Genomic DNA, 18,088 nt, shown 5'->3' with positions numbered 1-18,088 from the left:
GAACGTGAATTTCGGCATCATCCCGCCCCTGGGCTATAAGGTGAAGGGCAAGCGGAACAAGAACGCCGAGCTGTCCAAGCGGGCGCTGGAGAAGCTGGCGGAGCTGGACACGGAGTAAGGGGATTATACTCCCGCTTCCAGCACTAGCCGCATGGCCAGACGGAAGCCGTGGCGGAAGCAGACCAGCCGTTCGTGGTAGGCGGCTTCGGCCTCCAGGTCGTTGAGACGGTCGAGAAATTCCAGCCCGAGAGCGGTATGGATGCGGCTGTAACAGGCGTTAAGGGCCTGCTCCCGCGCGCCTGCGTCGGGCGAATGGCTGAAATCCAGTCTGCCACGCTCCAGCTCTGCTTCAAAGAGCTCTTCCAGTAAATCAGTCATAAAGAATACCTCGCAGAAATTCACTAATTAGATGAAAATAGGATATCATCTAATTAGTGAAAAATCAAGGAGAATTTTATGACCACAAAAGAAATTTTTTCTCAGAGGATGCGGGAGCTGCGCAAGCAGACCGGCCAGCCCCAGAAGGTGCTGGCGGAGCTGCTGGATGTCAGCGTCAACCAAATCAGCGAGATGGAAAAGGGGACACGGATGACAACGCTGGAAAAGCTGGCGGTTATTTGCCAGCATTATAATGTCTCCGCCGACTATCTGCTGGGCCTGACCGACGAGCGGCGGACTCTGCGTGAGGACAGATAAAGAAAACAGTTTTGGGAGGAATCAAAATGAAAATCATCGTAGATGCCATGGGCGGCGATAACGCCCCTGCTTCCAACGTCAGAGGCGCCCTGCGGGCGGTGAAGGAGCTGGGAGCCGAGGTGATTCTGGTGGGCCGTGGTGAGGACATCCTGGCCGTTCTGGCCGAGGACGGCATCAAGGACCTGCCCGCCGGCATTGAAATCGCCCATGCCTCCGAGGTGGTGGAGATCTGCGATAACCCCGCCACCGCCTTCAAGGAGAAGAAGGACTCCTCCCTCACTGTGGGCCTGAACCTGCTCAAGGAGGGGAAGGGGGACGCCTTTGTCTCCGCCGGCAGCACCGGCGCCCTGCTCTCTGCGGCCACCCTGCTGGTCAAGCGGGTGAAGGGCATCCGCCGTGCGGCCATGTGCCCCGTGGTGCCCACGGCCAAAGGCGGCGCCCTGCTCATCGACTGCGGCGCCACCGCCGAGTGCACCCCCGAGTACCTGCTCCAGTTCGCCTTCATGGGCTCCTACTACGCCGAGCGGGTTATGGGCCGTCCCGAGCCCCGTGTGGGCCTGCTGAACATCGGCGCCGAGGAGTCCAAGGGCACCGACCTCCAGCGGGAGACCTGGAAGCTGCTGAAGAAGGCGGACGCCGAGGGCCGCATCCACTTTGCCGGCAATGTGGAGGGCAAGGAGGCCGTGCTGGGCGCGGTGGACGTCATCGTCACCGACGGCTACTCGGGCAATATCTTCCTCAAAACCATGGAGGGCGCCGGCAGCTTCCTGGCCGGCGAGCTGAAGAAGATGTTCATGAAGAATATCACCACCAAGCTGGCTGCCCTGCTGGTGAAGGATGGCATCAGGGACTTCAAGCGGATGATGGACTCCCGGGAGGTGGGCGGCACCGCTCTGGTGGGCATCTCCAAGCCGGTCATCAAGGCCCACGGTTCCTCTGACGCCTATGCCATCCGCAACGCCATCCGCCAGGCCATGCAGTTTGCCTCCTCGGGCATCATCGACGACATCACCGAGAATGTGGAGCACATGCGCCTGCCCGTTATGCACAAGCCCGCCGCCGAGTGAGGCGCGCGACACTTGTCCGATTTCCAACAGGCAAAAATGGGAAGAATGTTTTGGAATCTCGCTTCAGGTATAAAAATTTTCAAATGCTATTGACACGCTGGCGGAATATGCCTATTATTTTAGTGCAAGAGATGCCGCAAGCGGCAATTAATAACTGGGAGTAGATAGCTATGATTTTCGACAAGCTGACCGAACTGCTGGCTGAACAGTTCAGCGTAGAGCCTGAGAGCATTACCATGGACACTTCCTTTGAGGACGATCTGGGTGCCGACTCTGTGGACATCGTGGAGCTTTCCATGGGTCTGGAGGAGGAGTTCGGCATCGAGGAGATGAGTGAGGAGGACGTGGCCGCCATCAAGACGGTGGGCGATCTGGTGCACTATCTCCAGGGCAAGGTCGAGGAATAAAGCACAACGAGCTCAAAGCCCCGCCGGGTGCGGGGCTTTGATTTTTACTGGGAGGGAAACACATGGAGAAGCTGGAGGAGAAGCTGGGCTATACCTTTCAGAACCGGGCCCTGCTGGAGAACGCGCTGACTCACAGCTCTTACGCCAATGAGAACAAGCACACCGGCGCCCAGAGCAACGAGCGGCTGGAATTTCTGGGGGACTCGGTGCTGGGTATGGTGACGGCCGACTACCTCTACCGGGCCCATCCGGATCTGCCGGAGGGCGACCTGACCCGCACCCGGGCGGCCCTGGTGTGTGAGGGCAGCCTGGTGGAGGTGGCCCAACAGCTGGAGCTGGGAGCCTACCTGAAGCTGGGCAAGGGCGAGGACGCCGGCGGAGGGCGGGAGCGCCCGTCTATCGTGGCGGACGCGGTGGAGGCCGTACTGGCGGCGGTCTATCTGGACGGCGGAATCGGCTCCGCCCGGAAGATCATCCAGCGCTTCATTCTGGACCGGGAAGAGGAGAAGAGCGGCAGCCGGGACTACAAGACCGCCCTCCAGGAGCTGGTCCAGCGGGAGAGCGGCCAGGTGCTGGCCTACCGTCTGGTGGGTTCCACCGGCCCGGATCACGCCAAGCGCTTCCAGGTGGAGGTGGAGCTCAACGGCGCCCCTGTGGGGGCCGGAGAGGGCCGCAGCAAGAAGGAAGCCGAGCAGATGGCGGCCAAGGCGGCCATCGCCAAGCTGAAGGGCTGAATACAGCACAGCGGGCGCGCCGGAATATCCGGTGCGCCCGCTGTTTTTATGCCGGCCGGTCTTACTTCCGCTTCCGGCCCATGATATAGCCGCTGAGGGCCGCCACAATGGGGACAGTCAGGATAATGCCCATGGATCCGGCAATTCCCTGTAACAGCTCCAGGCTCAGCAGGTCGCTGTTGAGCAGCTGCAGGAGGGGATAATCATAGACCTGAAAGAGAAGCAGTGTGTTCAGGGAGGAGCCGGCAAAGGCCAGGATCAGAGTGTTGGCCATGGTACCCATGGCGTCCCGGCCGATGTTCATGCCGGAGCGGAACAGACCCAGGGGAGAGAGCTCCGGATTGTGGGTGTGCAGCTCGTGGAGGGAGGAGGCGATGGCCATGGCCACATCCATTACCGCCCCCATGGAGGAGATAAGAATGCCGCACACCAGCAGGCCGCTGATTTGCAGCCCTCCATCGGCGGCCTGGAGCACCAGAGCCTCGGCGTTGTCCGTGTTGAAGCCGTTGAGAGGTGTCAAAGTGCCCACAACAGCCGCCGAGATACCGGCCACTGCCACGCCGCCCACACAGCCCAGGGTGGCGCACAGTGTCTTGAGGGTAGGGCCGTCCAGCAGCAGCAGAGACGCGGCGGTGGTGAGGGCAATGATGGCCACCGTGGCGGGGATGGGGGAGATGCCCCGGAGCATCATGGGGAGCAGCAGGAACCAGATGCAGGCCAGGGTAAAGAGCAGGCCCAGCAGGGCTTTAACGCCCTTTCGGCCGCCCACCAGAATCATGACAAGGGCAAAGACCAGGACAAACATACCTACAACCTGCCAGCGATCGTAGTTAAAGATGCTGACCACATAGAGGTCGCCATTGTCGTCATAGTCCAGCCGGACGATGAGGCGGGTGTTCTCCCTGGCGTCCAGGTTGGTGTAGGCGTTGAGATAGTTGTAGGTCTCCAGAAACTCGCCCTTATGCTCGCCGGAGCAGATCTCCAGCTCCAGCAGCTGGGTGCCCAGCCTGCGGCCTTCGGTCCAGTCGTCCGGCTCGGCGTTGTCCATCAGCACATCGTTGACCCGGGCTACGGCAAAGACCATCTGGCTGACGCTGGTGGGGATATCGTCTGCTCGGGGGGTGTTGAGATAGATTCCAAAGCCCGCCAGCAGAGCGAGCATCAGGAGAGAGACTGCGATGGACGCAATTTTCCCCCGGGTGAGCTGGGGCAGTTGGAGCTTCCTGGGCGCATTGTCCTGTCTTTTCATAGAATCCCTGCCTTGTCATCAGTGTGTGGGAAAAGGTCATCGGGGCCGCCCGTGCGGGCGGCCCCGAAGGCTGTCATGCTGGTGCTTTACTTGAGCAGCGAGAGGATGAAGCGCTGGACCATGACGGAGAGCTCGCCGCGGGTGAGGGATGCGCCGGGGGCGGCCAGCCCGTCAGGCCTGCCGGTGATGATGCCGCCGTTCTGGCAGTAGAGGAAGGCCTCCATGGCATCCTCAGGGATAGCGGCAGCGTCGGTAAAGCCGCTGAGGGAGCCGGAGGTATCCCGCTGGGCATTCAATACGCCGGCCATAGCGTACAGAGCCTTGGCCACATCGGCGCGGGTTGCGGTCTGCTCACCGTCAAAGCCGTCGGCGACGATGGCGTTGGAGAGAGCCCACTGGGCGGCCTCAGCATACCACTGGGTACCCGTCTGACCCTCCACGGCGGGACAGCCGGCCAGACGCCACAGGACCGTGACCAGCTCACCGCCGGTGACAGTACCGTTGGGGGCAAAGTAGCCGCCGCCGGTGCCCAGGAGAAGCTCGCGGGCGCTGACAAAGGCCACAGCGGGGGAGTACCACAGGGAGGGGGCCACGTCCACAAAGGTCTTGGGGTTGTTGATCAGCTGGAGCTTGCTGGAGTCCATGAGGGAGAGAATCTTGCCGTTCTCCACGATTGCGATGGGGACAATGGTGTAGTGCCCGTCCTTGTCCACCTGGACGGCGATGGTGTAATCGCCGGCGTCAGTGGGCGGCACGGGGGTGAGAGGCACGCCCTCCTCGTCAATGATGACCACGTCGTCATCCTGAGTGGGCGGGGTGTAGGGCGGGTAGTACTCCACATGCTCGGGCGGGATGTCCACCACATCGGCGCCGCACACAATTTCCGCCCGGTCGCGGACGCGGATGCGGGCGGCGGGGCCGTCAAAGCTGCTGTCGTAGGAGGACAGGCCGGTGACGGTAATCTCATGGCCCACCGCCAGGTTTTCGATGTCCTTGTTCTGGGTAATGTAGCCGTCGATGAACACCCGGGCGTCGTAGCCGGAGCTGTCCCGGACCATGATGGTCTGGATGGAGCCCTCGGCCTCGGCGAAGCTGACCACCACGCCCTTAATCTGGACCAGGCTGCCCAGGTACTTGGACTCAGCCGCCTCCTGGGTGGTGATGAGCTTGGGCTCAAGGGGATCGCCCTCACCGATTTTCTCAATGGAGGTCACAGCGATCTGGCGCTCTCCCTGATAGGAGGAGGTGGTGCCGGTGATGCGCACCTTGTCGCCGATCTTGTAGTTGCCGGCCACGGGGAAGGCGTTGATGCCGGCGGTGTCGTCCTGAACATAGATGCAGTCGAAGAAGGCGGTGTCCTTGTCATAGCCGGAGGCGTTGGAGGTGACCACGCCCTCGATGACGTACTTGATGCCCTCCAGAGGCTGGGCCTGCACGTCGGCGATATCAGTGATGGTCAGGGGGTTGAGATAGGCTACCAGGTTCTCGCAGATGTTGTAGTTGGAGTAGTTCTTCTCAGCGCCGGAGTCGCCGACGGTGGCCTGGACCTCAAAGTTGGACATGAAGGCCGCGCCGGAGACCACGATGAGACCCTTGCCCTCCAGCTGCTCGGTGGCCAGCACCATCAGGCGATCGTCGCCCCCGGCCACGGGGTACTTGGGCATGGAACCGCCGCCCAAATCGTCGTTGTCGCTGTCCTTGGAGTAGGTGGTGGCGTGGCCGTAGACCACGGGGGAGACGGTGTCGGGGATGGTGGAGGTGGGGTTGCCCTCAGCGTCCACCACGTAGATGGAGGCGCCGCCGTACTGGCTGAAGAGCTGGGAGTACAGGTTGTTGTTGGGGTTCTCGGGGTCAAAGTCCACACCCTTCATCAGGAAGTGGTCCAGATTGTAGGTAGACAGGTAGAGCCGCTGGCTCTGGCCGCCGTTGAGGGTGTCGTCATTGGTGGCGTCGTCCCCGATGCGCAGGGAGGAGCCCAGGGCCTCCAGAACCTTGTTCTGCTGGGCGGCCATGTGGTCGGCAGCATCAAAGGTGGCATAGCTCTCGTAGTAGTCGGACCAGCCGGCCAGGACCAGGGTGCCGCCGGCGGCGTTAAAGGACGTCAGGGCCGCGATCTCCGCGTCAGAGTAGCAGGCATAGGGGTCGCGCAGAGCTGTGCCGTCCCGGCGGGAGGGCGCGGTGAGGATGATGGCCTTGTACTTGTTGTCCTTGTTCTCACAGGCGGCAATCAGGTCCTCGCTGGTGTTCAGCTGCACTGTGCGCACCGAGTAGCCGGCGGCCAGGTTGCCGAAGTTGCCCATGGAGTCCTTGTAGTTGCCGTTGACGTACTCGTTGTAGTGGGAGGCGTCGATGCCGATGTACACCAGCTGGCTGGCGTCCAGAATGTCCAGGGTCACAGACTTGGAGTAGGTGTACTCAATATCACCCTTCACCAGAACCACGGTAACGGTGATGGGCATCACCCAGGCCATATCGGGGATGTAGCTCCAGTTCACGGCCAGGGTGCCGGAGGCGGGGAGATCATAGCCGGTGGTGTCGGTGCCCAGAATCTGGTCGCCGTTGGAGTAGGTGATGGATTTGACGGTAGCGGCGTCCGCCTCGCTGTTGAAGAGGGTGGTGGTGAGGGTGAGGGCCTCGCCGGTAACGGGGGTGGAGGTGCCGCACTCCACAGAGGAGATGCCCAGCTTCACCACTTCGCCGATCCACACGGGGGCGGTGACGGCCAGGTCGCCGTCGCCCTGGGTGACGCGGATGAAGTAGTAGCTGTAGTCGGCGGGGATGGTGCACTCCAGTTCGCCGGAGGCCAGCTCAGCGGGATCATCCCAGGTATGGGCCACGGCGCCGGAGTTGACCACCACTTCCACCTTGGAGATGGAGTCGGAGACGTCGGGGTCATGCACACTGACGTTGATGGTGACATTCTCGGGAACTTCGGAGATAATGGAGCCCAGCATCTGGCCGTTGAGGGTGTAGTTAATCTCCAGGTTCTTGTCCTCGGTGGCGTAGACGCGGTAGTTCCGGATGGCCTCATAGATGCCGTCCTGGGAGAAGTCGTCGGTCAGGACTACGTCACGGGCGTCGTTGGCGTTGCCCCACATACCCTTGTGGTTGTCCTGGTTGTTGGTGGGAGCCAGGTGCCAGCCCTTGTCCAGGGCCATGACGTACTGATCGTAGCTGGGGTAGTAGCCGCCGGAGCCAATGGCGCCCTCGCCGTTGCCCACCTCCACCAGATACATCCGGGTGTCAATGATGGGGTCATAGTAGGCAAAGTCGCTGAAGTTGCCGAAGGTGGTGCCGGGGTGGTTGAACTGGCTGATGGAATCGGCCAGGTTCTCGTTGCTCAGCAGGGCATAATAGGCCTTCATGCCCGCGTCGCCGGTCTTGTTGTTCAGGGTGGTGTTGTTGCGGGAGACGATGCCGGGGGTGTTGAAGGTGTTGATGTGGCCGGGGCCGCCGGACCAGGTCATTTCGAAGCCGGCCAGGGCCACAATCTCACCGGCATGCGCGGCGTTGAACGCGGCAATTTTACCGGTGTAGGTGTCCCATTTTTCCTTGCTCTCGGCTGTCATCTTACTGGTGTCATAGAGGGCCTCTTCAGGGTTGGCAGCGCTGCCGGAGCCGTCAAAGTAGTTGGAGTGGTCGGTGAAGGCCACGAAGTCCACGTTGGCGCTCTCGGGCAGGCTGGCCACATAGTTCAGACCCTCCTGGAGGGTGCCCGCGCCGTCGGAGTACTCCTTGGTGTGGGAGTGGAGCTGGCCGAAGTAGAGCTGGAACTGAGCCGTGCCGATGGTAAAGGTCCAGGTGCGGGAGACGGTCTTGCCGTCGGCCCGGGTGACGGCGGCGGTGACGGTGACCTTGCCGTCGGCCATGGCCTCGGCGGGCTTGTAAGAGGCCTTGCCGTCCTTCACGGTGGGGGTAACATCCTTGTCGTTCACCTTCAGGGAGACAGTGGGTTCCTCGCCCGCATTGCCGAAGGTGAAGCCGATTTCGGGCTGCTTCTCATCGCCGGTCTGGGTGTTGGCGGCGGGGAACACCTCAAGGATATAGGGCTCGTCCTTGACGTCAAGGGTGGTGGTGCCGGTAAAGGCCACGTCCTTGTTGTCCGTTCCGCTGATAGTGATCACCAGATCGCCGGCGGCCATGGCGGAGCCGGGAATGGTGAAGGAGTAGGTGCCGTTGTCATTGGTCAGCTCGGCAGTGGTGTCGCCGTACTGGGCGGAGATGTCCTTGATGCCGAAGACGGCATCCACGGTAAAGGTGACGGTGTAGTCCTGGCCCACGTAGGCGTCGGACAGGAGACCGAAGGTGACGGTGGGCATGTTGACCACGTCATCGGTAACGGTCACGCCCTCAGCCACAGGATAGAAGTGGAAGGTGTAGATGTCCTTATCGCTGTCGCTGTACAGGCTGTATGTCTTGTAGGAACCGCTGAAGTACTCCAGATACTGGGAGTACTTGCCGTTAAACTTGGCGGTGCGGCTCTCCAGGTTGAAGCCGCCGTTGAAGGCGGTCAGCTTCCAGTCGGCATCATCGGTAGCCTCGGCGGAGTAGAAGGCGTTGTTGCCGGTGCCGTTGGAGCAGAGGTAGCCGTCGGCGGTCTTAAAGCGGAACCACTCGCCGTTGACCTCCACGGTAAAGATCCGGGCGCCGTTGGCGGGGGTGGCCGCGCCGCCGGCCACGGTGGCTTCGGCATTGTTGATGGAGGGGCTGGTCTCGTTGCCGTCGCCGCCGGCCAGCACGCCCTGGGCGCCTACGTTGTAGAGCACCACCCGGTCGCCGGCCTCAGGCAGGTTATCACCGGGCTGGGGAATGTCAGTGACCTTGTAGAAGGAGAGAGCGAACAGGTCCTCCTTGCCGGAGTCGATATAGTAGTAGGCGCTCCAGGTGCCGTGGTCGTCCTGGTACTCCATATAGGCGTTGCGGACAGGGTTCTTGACGTACCAGAGGCCGTTGCCCGCGTCCACCAGTTCCCACTTGTCGTTCTTCTCACCAAGGGGCATGCTGGTATAGCCGTCGCCCATGGCGATGTTCTGGCCGTTATAGGAGAAGGACCAGGTGCCGTCGCCGTTGTCGGTGACGGTCCACACGTCAGAGACGGAGAAACCGGACACGGTGCCGTCGGAGCCCACTGTCACATCGGTGCCGTTGTTGTAGAAACTGCTGTAAGTGGCGGACAGGGCCTTGCCATAGGCGGGGTTATAGATGACCACCTGATCGCCGTTGGCGATGGGGCCGGCGGGGGTGCCGTCCAGGTCAATCTCGCTGGCAAGGGTGTTGCGCAACTGGAATTTGTCATTGAATATGCCCACTGCGCAGGTGATTGTGATGATATCGCCGATGGCCACAGGCCAGGTGCCATCGTCATTCTTGGACACCACGGCTTTGTAGAGCTGGATGGTGTTGCCATTGCTGTCCTTCACAGTGATGTTGGGATTAGAATACTTACCGTTGTTGTCATATACCTCGGTGACCTCCACGTTACGAAGGGTCACATAGGTGCAGATGTCGGCGGTGGTAAGGTCCCCGATGGTTTTGAGAGCCGGGGTCAGGGTCAGCCCGGAGGACTTCACATAGGTGGCGCTGTCTAGCTCAGGCAGACCGCTGTATGTGGCGCGCTTACCGGTAGCGATGACGGTGTCGCCCAGGGCGATATCGTCAAAGTTGGCGCTCATGCGGGCGCAGATGCCGCCGGTGCTGTCCTGAAGATAGACATTTCTGCCGTCCAGCAGGGTGACGACACCCTTGACCGTCAGGTTCTCGGTACCGTCCGCAGCGGCCAGGGCGTCCGCGATGGAGATGGTCTCGGGCTCCTCGGGGTCGGGAGGCGTCACTTCGCCGCCGCCCTCACCCTCCAGCTTGTAGAGGGTGACAGGTTGCTGTGATGCAAAGGTTCCAGATTTATAATAGCGGAAACGCATTTGGTTTGAATTTGCATTGAAACGCATATATGGTCCGGATGATAGACGGATATTAATACCATCATCAGCTAGTTCCAATGAAATCGGATAGTTTGCCGCAGTATCCCTATTAACTGTAGTTGAGAGGGCATTTGAATCGTTGGAGTTATATAGGTATCGGCCGCTGGCAGACTGAAGGACGTATCCGCCTTCAACTGCTTCGATAGTAACATAATTGGAAGAAGATGTGGTTATCCTGTTGCCTTCAATGGAAGCCTCAACATAATTAGATACGGAATCAAGATCTGTTAGACTTCCGTCAAACACATATGCACTAGTTTCACTGTTTTCATAGACAAGGAGGTACTGGCCAGTCCAGTCGTCTAGGTTGGTTGTTACCTTTGTGTACACCGCATCCTCACCGGCAGCGGAAGCGGCAGCGGGGAAGAAGGTGAACAACATTGCGAGGGATAGGAGCAGCGCGAGGTTTTTGCGGAGCAGTCGTTTCATGATCTCCATCCTTTCTCTCGTCTGCACCGCGGTGCAGACGGTGACGGGGCGCGCCCCGTCACCCAATATGTGTTATTGACTATAACCGAAATTATGTCACCTCCTCTGAACGGTTACAAATAGAACGGACAACTACTCTTACAAATTTATTCTACATGCAAAGTCGGTTACATTCAACTAGAAAATATGTTATTTTGCATAATTGGAAGTGAAAAAATACATGTAAAATTAGTGTAAAGTGGACATATGTACAAAAGAAAGCACCAAATACAGCGGATTCTCCGCCCGTCCAGAGCGGCGGAGACAGGAAACATTTGTAATGGGGGCCGCTTTTGGAACGCGGAAAGGGTGCATGACTGCCGATAAGAGGAAAGAAATGTGCAGCGAAACCGGCAGGCGGGCCTGCCTGTTGATGAAAAATTTCTTTGAAGCTCTGCGTTTGAAAAATCTCCATGATAAATTCATAATTCCGTGCTATCCTCAAATCAGGTGATGCTGCATGAAACACATTTTAATTATAGAGGACGAACCGGATATTCAGGAGCTGCTGCGCACCTACCTGGAGGACGCCGGATATAGAACCGCTGCGGCCGGGGACGGCTTGACGGCCCTGGCCCTGTTCAGCGGCCAGCCCTTTGACCTGGTTTTGCTGGACCTGATGCTTCCCAAGATAGACGGCTTCGGCGTCTGCGCGCTGATCCGCCAGCAGTCCCAGGTGCCCATTCTCATGCTCACGGCCCTGGATGGGGAAGAGCAGCAGTTAAAAGGCTTTGGTATGGACATTGACGACTATGTGACCAAGCCCTTTTCCATGCCGGTGCTGCTGGAGAAAATACGGGTAATCCTCCGCCGCCGTGGAGGAGCGGGAGAGGACAGCCGCCTTCAGTACCGGGATCTGTCCCTGGATTTGGACACCCGGGAGGCGCTGCTGGACGGCAGCCCGCTGGAACTGACCGCCCGGGAGTTTGAGCTGCTCCACACTTTCCTGAATGCGCCGGGGCGGGTGTTTACCCGGGAGATGCTGCTGGCCAAACTATGGGGCTACGACTTCTACGGGGACGAACGTGTGGTGGACAGCCACGTCAAGAATCTCCGCCATAAACTGGGGCGGAATTATATCGAGACAGTAAGGGGGGTGGGCTATCGTGCTGCGAAAGAAAATCGCTGAGAGCCTGACCGCCCGCATATTCCTGAGCACAGCCGGGATGCTGCTCTTTGCCGGCGCCATTACCTTCGGCTTTATCGCCTGGGCTACCCCAAGCACTTATACCGCTGTGGTAAACGACGACCTTACCGCCCAGGTGGATAATCTGGTAGAACGGTTAGCGGACACTGCACAGGAGGACTGCGGCGCTCTGCTGGATGAGTTTGTACTGACCTCCGGGGCCAATGCCGTGCTGGTGGGGCCGGACGGGCGTCTGGTGGACACGGGGGCAAAGCTGATGGTTCAGGCTGTATATAATAAGGATGAAGTCATGGTCGTCACGACCTCGGAACAGGAGGCGGCGGTCAGCTGTCGCAGCCAGGATGTTTTGGAAGGCGACGCGGTGGCGATCACCATGTCGGAGCAGGCCACCATCGCCGCTGAGGTGACCTTTGCCGGCGGAGGGGAGAGCTACACCCTCTATGTCACGCCCCGGATTGAGGTGGAGAACCAGGCGGTGCGGGCGCTGGTTCAGATGGCCCCCTGGCTTTTGCTGGTGCTGCTGGTGTTCTCTCTGCTGTGCGCCTTCGTTTACTCCCGGTACATTACCCGTCCCATCGTGCGCATGAGCGGGATTGCCGGGAAGATGGCGGAGCTGGACTTTCACTGGGCATGCGGAGAGAAGCGGCGGGACGAGATTGGAAAACTGGGCCGCAGCCTGGATCAGCTTGCCCGGCGGCTGGATACCGCCCTCACCGATTTGGAGAGCGCCAATCAGGCCCTCCGGGGGGAGGTAGAGCAGGAGCGGGAGCTGGATCGCCAGCGGATGGCCTTCTTCAACGCGGCCTCTCATGAACTGAAAACCCCGGTGACCATTTTGAAGGGGCAGCTCGCCGGAATGCTGGAGGGGATGGGCGTTTACCAGGACCGGGACAAGTACCTGCTGCGCTCCCTCCAGGTAACGGGGCGGATGGAAAACCTGGTGCGGGAGATGCTGGAAATTTCCCGTATGGAGAGCGGCTCTGTTGTCGTGAAGCAGGAGCCGGTGGAGCTGTCGGCTCTGGTGGAACACCAGCTGACCCTGGATGCGCCCCTTCTGGAACAGCGGGACCAGCGGCTTGTCCAGGAACTGACGCCGGGAATTGCCGCCGCCGGGGATGCTTCTCTGCTGGGCAGGGTAGTGGGCAATCTGCTCTCCAATGCGTCCCTCTACTCCCCGGAGGGGGCGGAGGTGCGGGTGTGGTGCGGCCTGCTGGACGGCTGTCCGGCTCTGACGGTGGAGAACACCGGATCCCATATCTCCCAAGACGCTCTGCCCCATCTGTTTGAGGCCTTCTACCGGGAGGAAACCTCCCGGAGCCGGGCCACCGGCGGAAGCGGCCTGGGGCTGTACCTGGTGAAAATGATTTTAGCCCGGCATGGGGCGGAATGTACCATTGAGAATACGGCAGACGGGGTGCGGGCTGAAATTATCTTTCCCGCCTGTGAACCGGCCCAGAATGATTGACGGCAGGAGCGTTTCGCTCCTGCCGCTATTTTTTGAGCCAGATAAGGCCCTGAACCGGACTGCATGGAAATTTCCATACAAATCACAAATTTCCTCCATCTTCCCTCCATATTGCCCCGGTATTCTTTCCTCATCCCAAGCAGAAAGGAATCAGACCATATGGAAATCAAAATTCAAAATGTCGGTATGACCTACCCCAGCGGGAAGCAGGCCCTGAAGGGCCTGAACCTGGAGTTAAAATCCCCCAGCCTCATCGGCCTGCTGGGTCCCAACGGGGCGGGCAAGTCCACCCTGATGAAGCTGCTGGTGGCGGCCCTGATGCCTACGGAGGGGCGCATCCTGGCGGACGGGGCGCCGCTGGAGAAGGCGGAGCGGCAGCTGAAGGCCAGCCTTGGCTATCTGCCCCAGGACTTCGGCCTCTTTGACGAGCTGACTGTCACCCAGTTTTTAGACTACATGGCCGCCCTTAAGGGGATTAAAAATCCAAAATCCGCAATCCAGAAAACCATTCAGGCGGTCAATCTGGAGGAAAAGGCAAAGTCCAAAATCCGCACCCTCTCCGGCGGCCAGCGCCAGCGGGTGGGCATCGCCCAGGCGCTGCTGGGGGACCCGCCCTTCCTGATTTTTGACGAGCCCACCGTGGGACTGGACCCGGAGGAGCGCATCCACTTCCGCAACCTGTTCTCCCGCACAGCCCAGGAGCGGCTGGTGCTGCTCTCCACCCACATCATCGAGGATGTGCAGTCGGTGTGCGATCAGCTCGTCGTCATCCATCATGGAACCATCCTGTTCACCGGCACGCCGGAGCAGTTGATAGAGTCGGCTGCCGGCCATGTGGGCGTCTTTTGGGAGCGGGACGAGAAGCAGGAGCAGGGGCTGCACATCACCGCCCGGGTGAACACCAGCCAGGGCATCCGCTGCCGGGCGGTGGCAGACAAGCTGCCGCCCTATGCCCAGGCGGAGGAGCCGACGCTGGAGGACGCGTACCTCTATCTCATCTCCCGGGAGGCGGTATAATGAAGGCGATGCGGCTCTTTCCTCTGGAACTGAGGCGGCTGCTGCAAAGCCGCCTGACCTGGCTGATGATGGCGCTGACAGTCGCCTCCCCGGTGTTGGGTCTGGTGCTCTACAAGCCCGCCGACTCTACCACCATGCTCTCCATGTATCTGGCCAATCCGGCTCTTGCCGGCGGCGCAGCCGGGGCCATCCTCTTCGGCCTGCTGGCCATCTTTGAGCTGGACCGGGCCTGCCGCAGCCGGGTGGACATCCTCACCGACGCGGTGGTGTCCCCGCTGACCACCGCCCTGACCCGCCTGCTGGCCCTGCTGACCGCGGCGGTGCTGACGGCGGGCCTCACCATGCTGGTCTGGCTGCCCATCAGTGCGGGGCTGATCGGCTCTGTGTTCACCGGCGCGGACTATGTGCTGGCCTATCTGCTGCTCATGGGGCTGGCCCTGCCCCTGGGCGTCCTGGCGGCGGCTGCCGCGTACCAGTTTACCCGCCGGGCGGACCTGTCCATCGTCCTGTTTATCGCCTTCTGCGCCCTGAGCCTGACGGTGTGGGTGGGCGACTGGCAGCTGTGCTGGCTCAACCCCTGCGTGTGGGCCCTGTCCGACGACTTCTCCAACTCCCGGATTTTCCGGTCCGTGGCCTGGATGCGCCTGACCTGGCTCTCGGCTCTGGCCGGGGTGTGGACGCTCTCCTATCTCTGCATCCGGCAGTACGGCAAGGGCATGCTTGGCTCCCTGGCCCGGAGCGCCCGGCGGATTTACCGTCCGGCCATCGCCCTGGCCCTGCTGGCCTGCTCCGGCGCCGCCTATGCTGCCCAGCCCTTTATCGACCGCAGCAACCCGGACCTGACGGTCATGTCCTTCTATGAGATCCCCTACGCCGAGGGCGTCACCTTTGTTCGCCGCACCGCCCAGGTGTTCCCGGACACCAATGCCGGTACCGTAACGGGCCGGGCCTCCTATCAGTTCCAGAACACCTCTGGCCAGGAGCAGAGCATCTCCTTCGGCATCACCCCGGGCTACATCATCTCCAATGTGAAAGCTAACGGCACGGATGTGCCCTTTACGGTGAGCGGCTACCAGGAGTACAACGAGGCCCGTCTGGAGGTCACCATTCCCGCCCAGGAGGATGTGGAACTGACCATGGAGTACAGCGGGTTCCCCCAGGAGAGCCTGCCCACCATGCAGGGCGGCAAGGAACTGAGCAGCGAATACCTCTGTCTGGAGAACGCGGCCCTCTCGCCCCGGGTGATGAATGTGCTGCCCGGAGAGGCGGGCTATCCCGCCGAAATCGAGATCACCCTGCCTGAAGCCATGATTGCCATTCCCTTTGGTTCCAGCCGGGCGGAGGTCATCGCAGAAAACGCCGACGGCACCAGAACCTGGCGCTATGAGACCAACAGCGCCGGCGGTATTCTGTATGCCGGCGACTATATCTGTGAGCAGATTGAGGCCGGGGGCATGACCATCGAATTCTACTACGGCCGCAAGCACCAGGCCGTCATGGAGGAGGCCGGCGCGGTGGACGCGGTGAAGGCCGTGGTGGACTACTGCACCGAGCACTACGGGAAACTGTCTTACGGCGCCGGAGATACCCTGAAACTGATTCAGAGCCGGGTGGCCGGCGGCGGCTACGCCGCCAATGGGGCCAGCCTGCTGGACGAGGCGGACTTCACCATCGCCAACCTGAAAGATACCAGCAAGGGGGCTGTCCCCGGTGAGATCTTCATCCATGAGCTGGTCCATCAGTGGTGGGGCCTGGGGAACATGTTCGACGACTCGGACGGCTCCCCGTGGTCCTCCGAGGGCCTGACGGTCTACACCACCTACCGCATTGTCAAGGAGCTTTACGGAGCGGATTATGCGCAGAAATACTATGTGGACCAGTGGCAGCAGGTGGTGGACGACTACTATCTGAACTTCTATGTCCGGCATCCGGAGTATCTTGAGATGCTGCCCGAGGCGGAGCGGCTGAACATTGCGGGCAGCCTGTCCGGTGTGCGCCGCTACAACGAGATGCCCCTGAAAATCCTGAAGGCGGAGCAGCTGGTGGGCGGCGAGGAGGCCATGGATCAGATTCTCCATGACCTGTTCAACCGGGAGCTGGACCCCATGTACCCCTATCTGACCTACCAGGAATTTTTGGACGCCTGCCATCTGACGGAGGAGGATTTGAACCTTGGGTAAGATTTTTCGATACGAGTGCCGCAGGCTGCTGTGGAACAAGTTTTTTATCGGGCTGGCGGTTGTGCTGCTTCTCTACGGGGCGCTGGTGCTCCATGCCGTAACCATCCTGGGGGTGGCCCATACCGCCCCCTTCTCCCCTTGGAGCTTTGGGGACTACCTCTCCCGGATGCTGCCTCTGCTGTGGATCGGAATGCTGTTCTTTCTGACCTTCTACACCTCGCCCAAAGCACGGCGGGCGGCGGCCCTCACCGACGCCGCGCCGATGCCGCCCAGGCGTTACGCCCTGGCCCGGTGTGCCGCGGCCCTGACGGGGGGCGCGCTGCTGAGTCTGCTGTGCATGGTGGAGGCGGCAGTGTTCTATGTCCGCATGTTTGGCTGGTGCGGCTGGGGGAGCCTGCTGCTCCCGGCTCTGGCGACCCTTCTGCCCGCCCTTGTTTTCGCACTGGGGAGCGGCTGGCTGCTAGGCCAAATCCGGCCCTGGCTGGTGTATGTGTGGATGGCGGTGCCCTTTCTGCTGGCGGCCCTGCCGCTGCCTGAGGCTTTGGGACTGTGGAACGGCAGCTTCTTCACCGCCTGCCCGCTGGCCCTGGAGACGCTGGACCCGGCCTTTGTTTTGCCGGTGGCCGCAGCCGCTGCCCAGGCTGTCCTGCTGGCAGCAGGGGCGGCATTGCTGGCGTGGGGAAACAGGCTCCGCAATATAACAAAAAAATAGAGCGCAGAGAGGCGGCGCCGGTACCGGCGCCGCCTCTCTTCTTTGCCGTCCAAATTCCTCTGGCTGTGCCGGGGGATATTAAGAAAGGGAGAATCACGCTCCCACTTGTGTTCTTCTGCGGTTTGAAATATAATGGTCGAGTTGACTGGATAAAAGAGGATAAAATAAGATGCACCTAAGCCTGACAAAAACGCCGCAGAATTGAGGTGTGACCATGCAGATGAAAATCATGGTTATCGAGGACGACTTGGCGCTCAGCGCCGGCCTCTGCTTTGAACTGGACAGCAGTGGATATCTCACTGTCGCCGCCTATAACTGCCAAAAAGCCCGGCAGCTGCTCTCCGGCGCTCACTTTGACCTGGCCTTGCTGGATGTGAACCTGCCGGACGGAAACGGCTTCGACCTGTGCCGGGAGATCAAGGCCCGGCGCCCGGAGCTGCCGGTGATTTTTCTTACCGCCAACGATTTGGAGACGGATGTGCTCAATGGATTTGACATGGGGGCTGAGGACTATGTGACCAAGCCTTTCAACATGCAGATCCTGCTGCGCCGGGTGGAGGTGGCCCTGCGCCGGGCGGGTGGCACCCAGCCAGCCGCCGCAGACAAATGGAGCGACGGCTGGCTGACGCTGGATTTTTCCGCCCTCACGGCCCAGCGGGGGGAGGAGAAGTTAGCCATCACCCCCAATGAGTACAAACTCCTCAAGTATCTGACGGAGCACACCGGTCAGATTCTGACCCGTCAGCAGCTGCTGGAACGGCTGTGGGACAGCGGCGGCAATTTTATCGACGACCATACGCTGACCGTCACCATGAACCGGCTCCGGGCCAAAATTGAGGATGACGCCCATACCTATATTAAAACCGTGCGGGGCATGGGCTACATCTGGACAGACCTGCTAACAAAAGTCAAGTAGAAATTTCAGGTTTTGGAGGCAGCGAAAAAGGCAACACAAAATCAAGCCGCTG

The 18,088-nt window shown here is 60.6% G+C and carries 13 protein-coding genes; 10 read left to right on the top strand and 3 right to left on the bottom strand.

The window, feature by feature from the left end; translation table 11 throughout:
- Positions 1-123: 123 nt before the first annotated feature.
- Positions 124-378: a DUF6809 family protein gene (locus Q0K06_RS11435; protein WP_294552544.1), complete on the bottom strand. Its 255-nt coding sequence runs from the start codon at positions 376-378 to the stop codon at positions 124-126.
- 78 nt (positions 379-456) lie between these two features.
- On the opposite strand from Q0K06_RS11435, the gene Q0K06_RS11430 reads away from it, so the two are divergent.
- From Q0K06_RS11430 to rnc, 4 genes are all read left to right on the top strand, one after another.
- A complete protein-coding gene (locus Q0K06_RS11430) occupies positions 457-696 on the top strand; it encodes a helix-turn-helix transcriptional regulator (RefSeq protein ID WP_294552541.1) in 240 nt (79 codons plus the stop codon).
- A 26-nt stretch (positions 697-722) separates the two neighbouring features.
- Entirely contained in the window at positions 723-1,763 is a 1,041-nt protein-coding gene (plsX, locus tag Q0K06_RS11425) for a phosphate acyltransferase PlsX (RefSeq protein WP_294552538.1), read from the top strand.
- 170 nt (positions 1,764-1,933) lie between these two features.
- On the top strand, positions 1,934-2,170 hold the full coding sequence (gene acpP / locus Q0K06_RS11420) for an acyl carrier protein (RefSeq protein ID WP_294552536.1): 237 nt from the start codon (positions 1,934-1,936) through the stop codon (positions 2,168-2,170).
- A gap of 62 nt (positions 2,171-2,232) precedes the next feature.
- On the top strand, positions 2,233-2,904 hold the full coding sequence (gene rnc, locus Q0K06_RS11415; RefSeq protein WP_294552533.1) for a ribonuclease III: 672 nt from the start codon (positions 2,233-2,235) through the stop codon (positions 2,902-2,904).
- 61 nt (positions 2,905-2,965) lie between these two features.
- Here rnc and Q0K06_RS11410 read toward each other — a convergent pair whose 3' ends face one another.
- Both Q0K06_RS11410 and Q0K06_RS11405 read right to left on the bottom strand, forming a co-directional pair.
- Positions 2,966-4,153 (bottom strand): YibE/F family protein, encoded by a 1,188-nt coding sequence (locus tag Q0K06_RS11410; protein WP_294552530.1) that lies wholly within the window; start codon positions 4,151-4,153, stop codon positions 2,966-2,968.
- Between the two features lie 86 nt (positions 4,154-4,239).
- Complete coding sequence (locus tag Q0K06_RS11405) at positions 4,240-10,071, bottom strand: S-layer homology domain-containing protein (protein WP_294552527.1); 5,832 nt, start codon at positions 10,069-10,071, stop codon at positions 4,240-4,242.
- A gap of 988 nt (positions 10,072-11,059) precedes the next feature.
- On the opposite strand from Q0K06_RS11405, the gene Q0K06_RS11400 reads away from it, so the two are divergent.
- The 6 genes from Q0K06_RS11400 (at position 11,060) to Q0K06_RS11375 (ending at position 18,036) form a co-directional block, all read left to right on the top strand.
- Complete coding sequence (locus Q0K06_RS11400; protein WP_294552524.1) at positions 11,060-11,728, top strand: response regulator transcription factor; 669 nt, start codon at positions 11,060-11,062, stop codon at positions 11,726-11,728.
- Entirely contained in the window at positions 11,706-13,211 is a 1,506-nt protein-coding gene (locus Q0K06_RS11395; protein WP_294552521.1) for a HAMP domain-containing sensor histidine kinase, read from the top strand. The genes Q0K06_RS11400 and Q0K06_RS11395 overlap by 23 nt, the downstream gene beginning before the upstream one ends.
- Before the next feature lie 159 nt (positions 13,212-13,370).
- Positions 13,371-14,228: an ATP-binding cassette domain-containing protein gene (locus Q0K06_RS11390; protein ID WP_294552518.1), complete on the top strand. Its 858-nt coding sequence runs from the start codon at positions 13,371-13,373 to the stop codon at positions 14,226-14,228.
- Entirely contained in the window at positions 14,228-16,408 is a 2,181-nt protein-coding gene (locus Q0K06_RS11385) for a hypothetical protein (protein ID WP_294552514.1), read from the top strand. The genes Q0K06_RS11390 and Q0K06_RS11385 overlap by 1 nt, the downstream gene beginning before the upstream one ends.
- Complete coding sequence (locus Q0K06_RS11380; protein WP_294552511.1) at positions 16,401-17,120, top strand: hypothetical protein; 720 nt, start codon at positions 16,401-16,403, stop codon at positions 17,118-17,120. The genes Q0K06_RS11385 and Q0K06_RS11380 overlap by 8 nt, the downstream gene beginning before the upstream one ends.
- Before the next feature lie 214 nt (positions 17,121-17,334).
- On the top strand, positions 17,335-18,036 hold the full coding sequence (locus Q0K06_RS11375) for a response regulator transcription factor (protein WP_365925637.1): 702 nt from the start codon (positions 17,335-17,337) through the stop codon (positions 18,034-18,036).
- The last annotated feature ends 52 nt before the right edge of the window (positions 18,037-18,088 follow it).

Origin of the sequence: uncultured Pseudoflavonifractor sp. (assembly GCF_944387805.1) — a bacterium.
Classification (GTDB): Bacteria; Bacillota; Clostridia; order Oscillospirales; family Oscillospiraceae; genus Pseudoflavonifractor.
The sequence above is the reverse complement of the archived record's forward strand: the minus strand, read 5'-3'. Positions and strand labels throughout refer to the sequence as shown.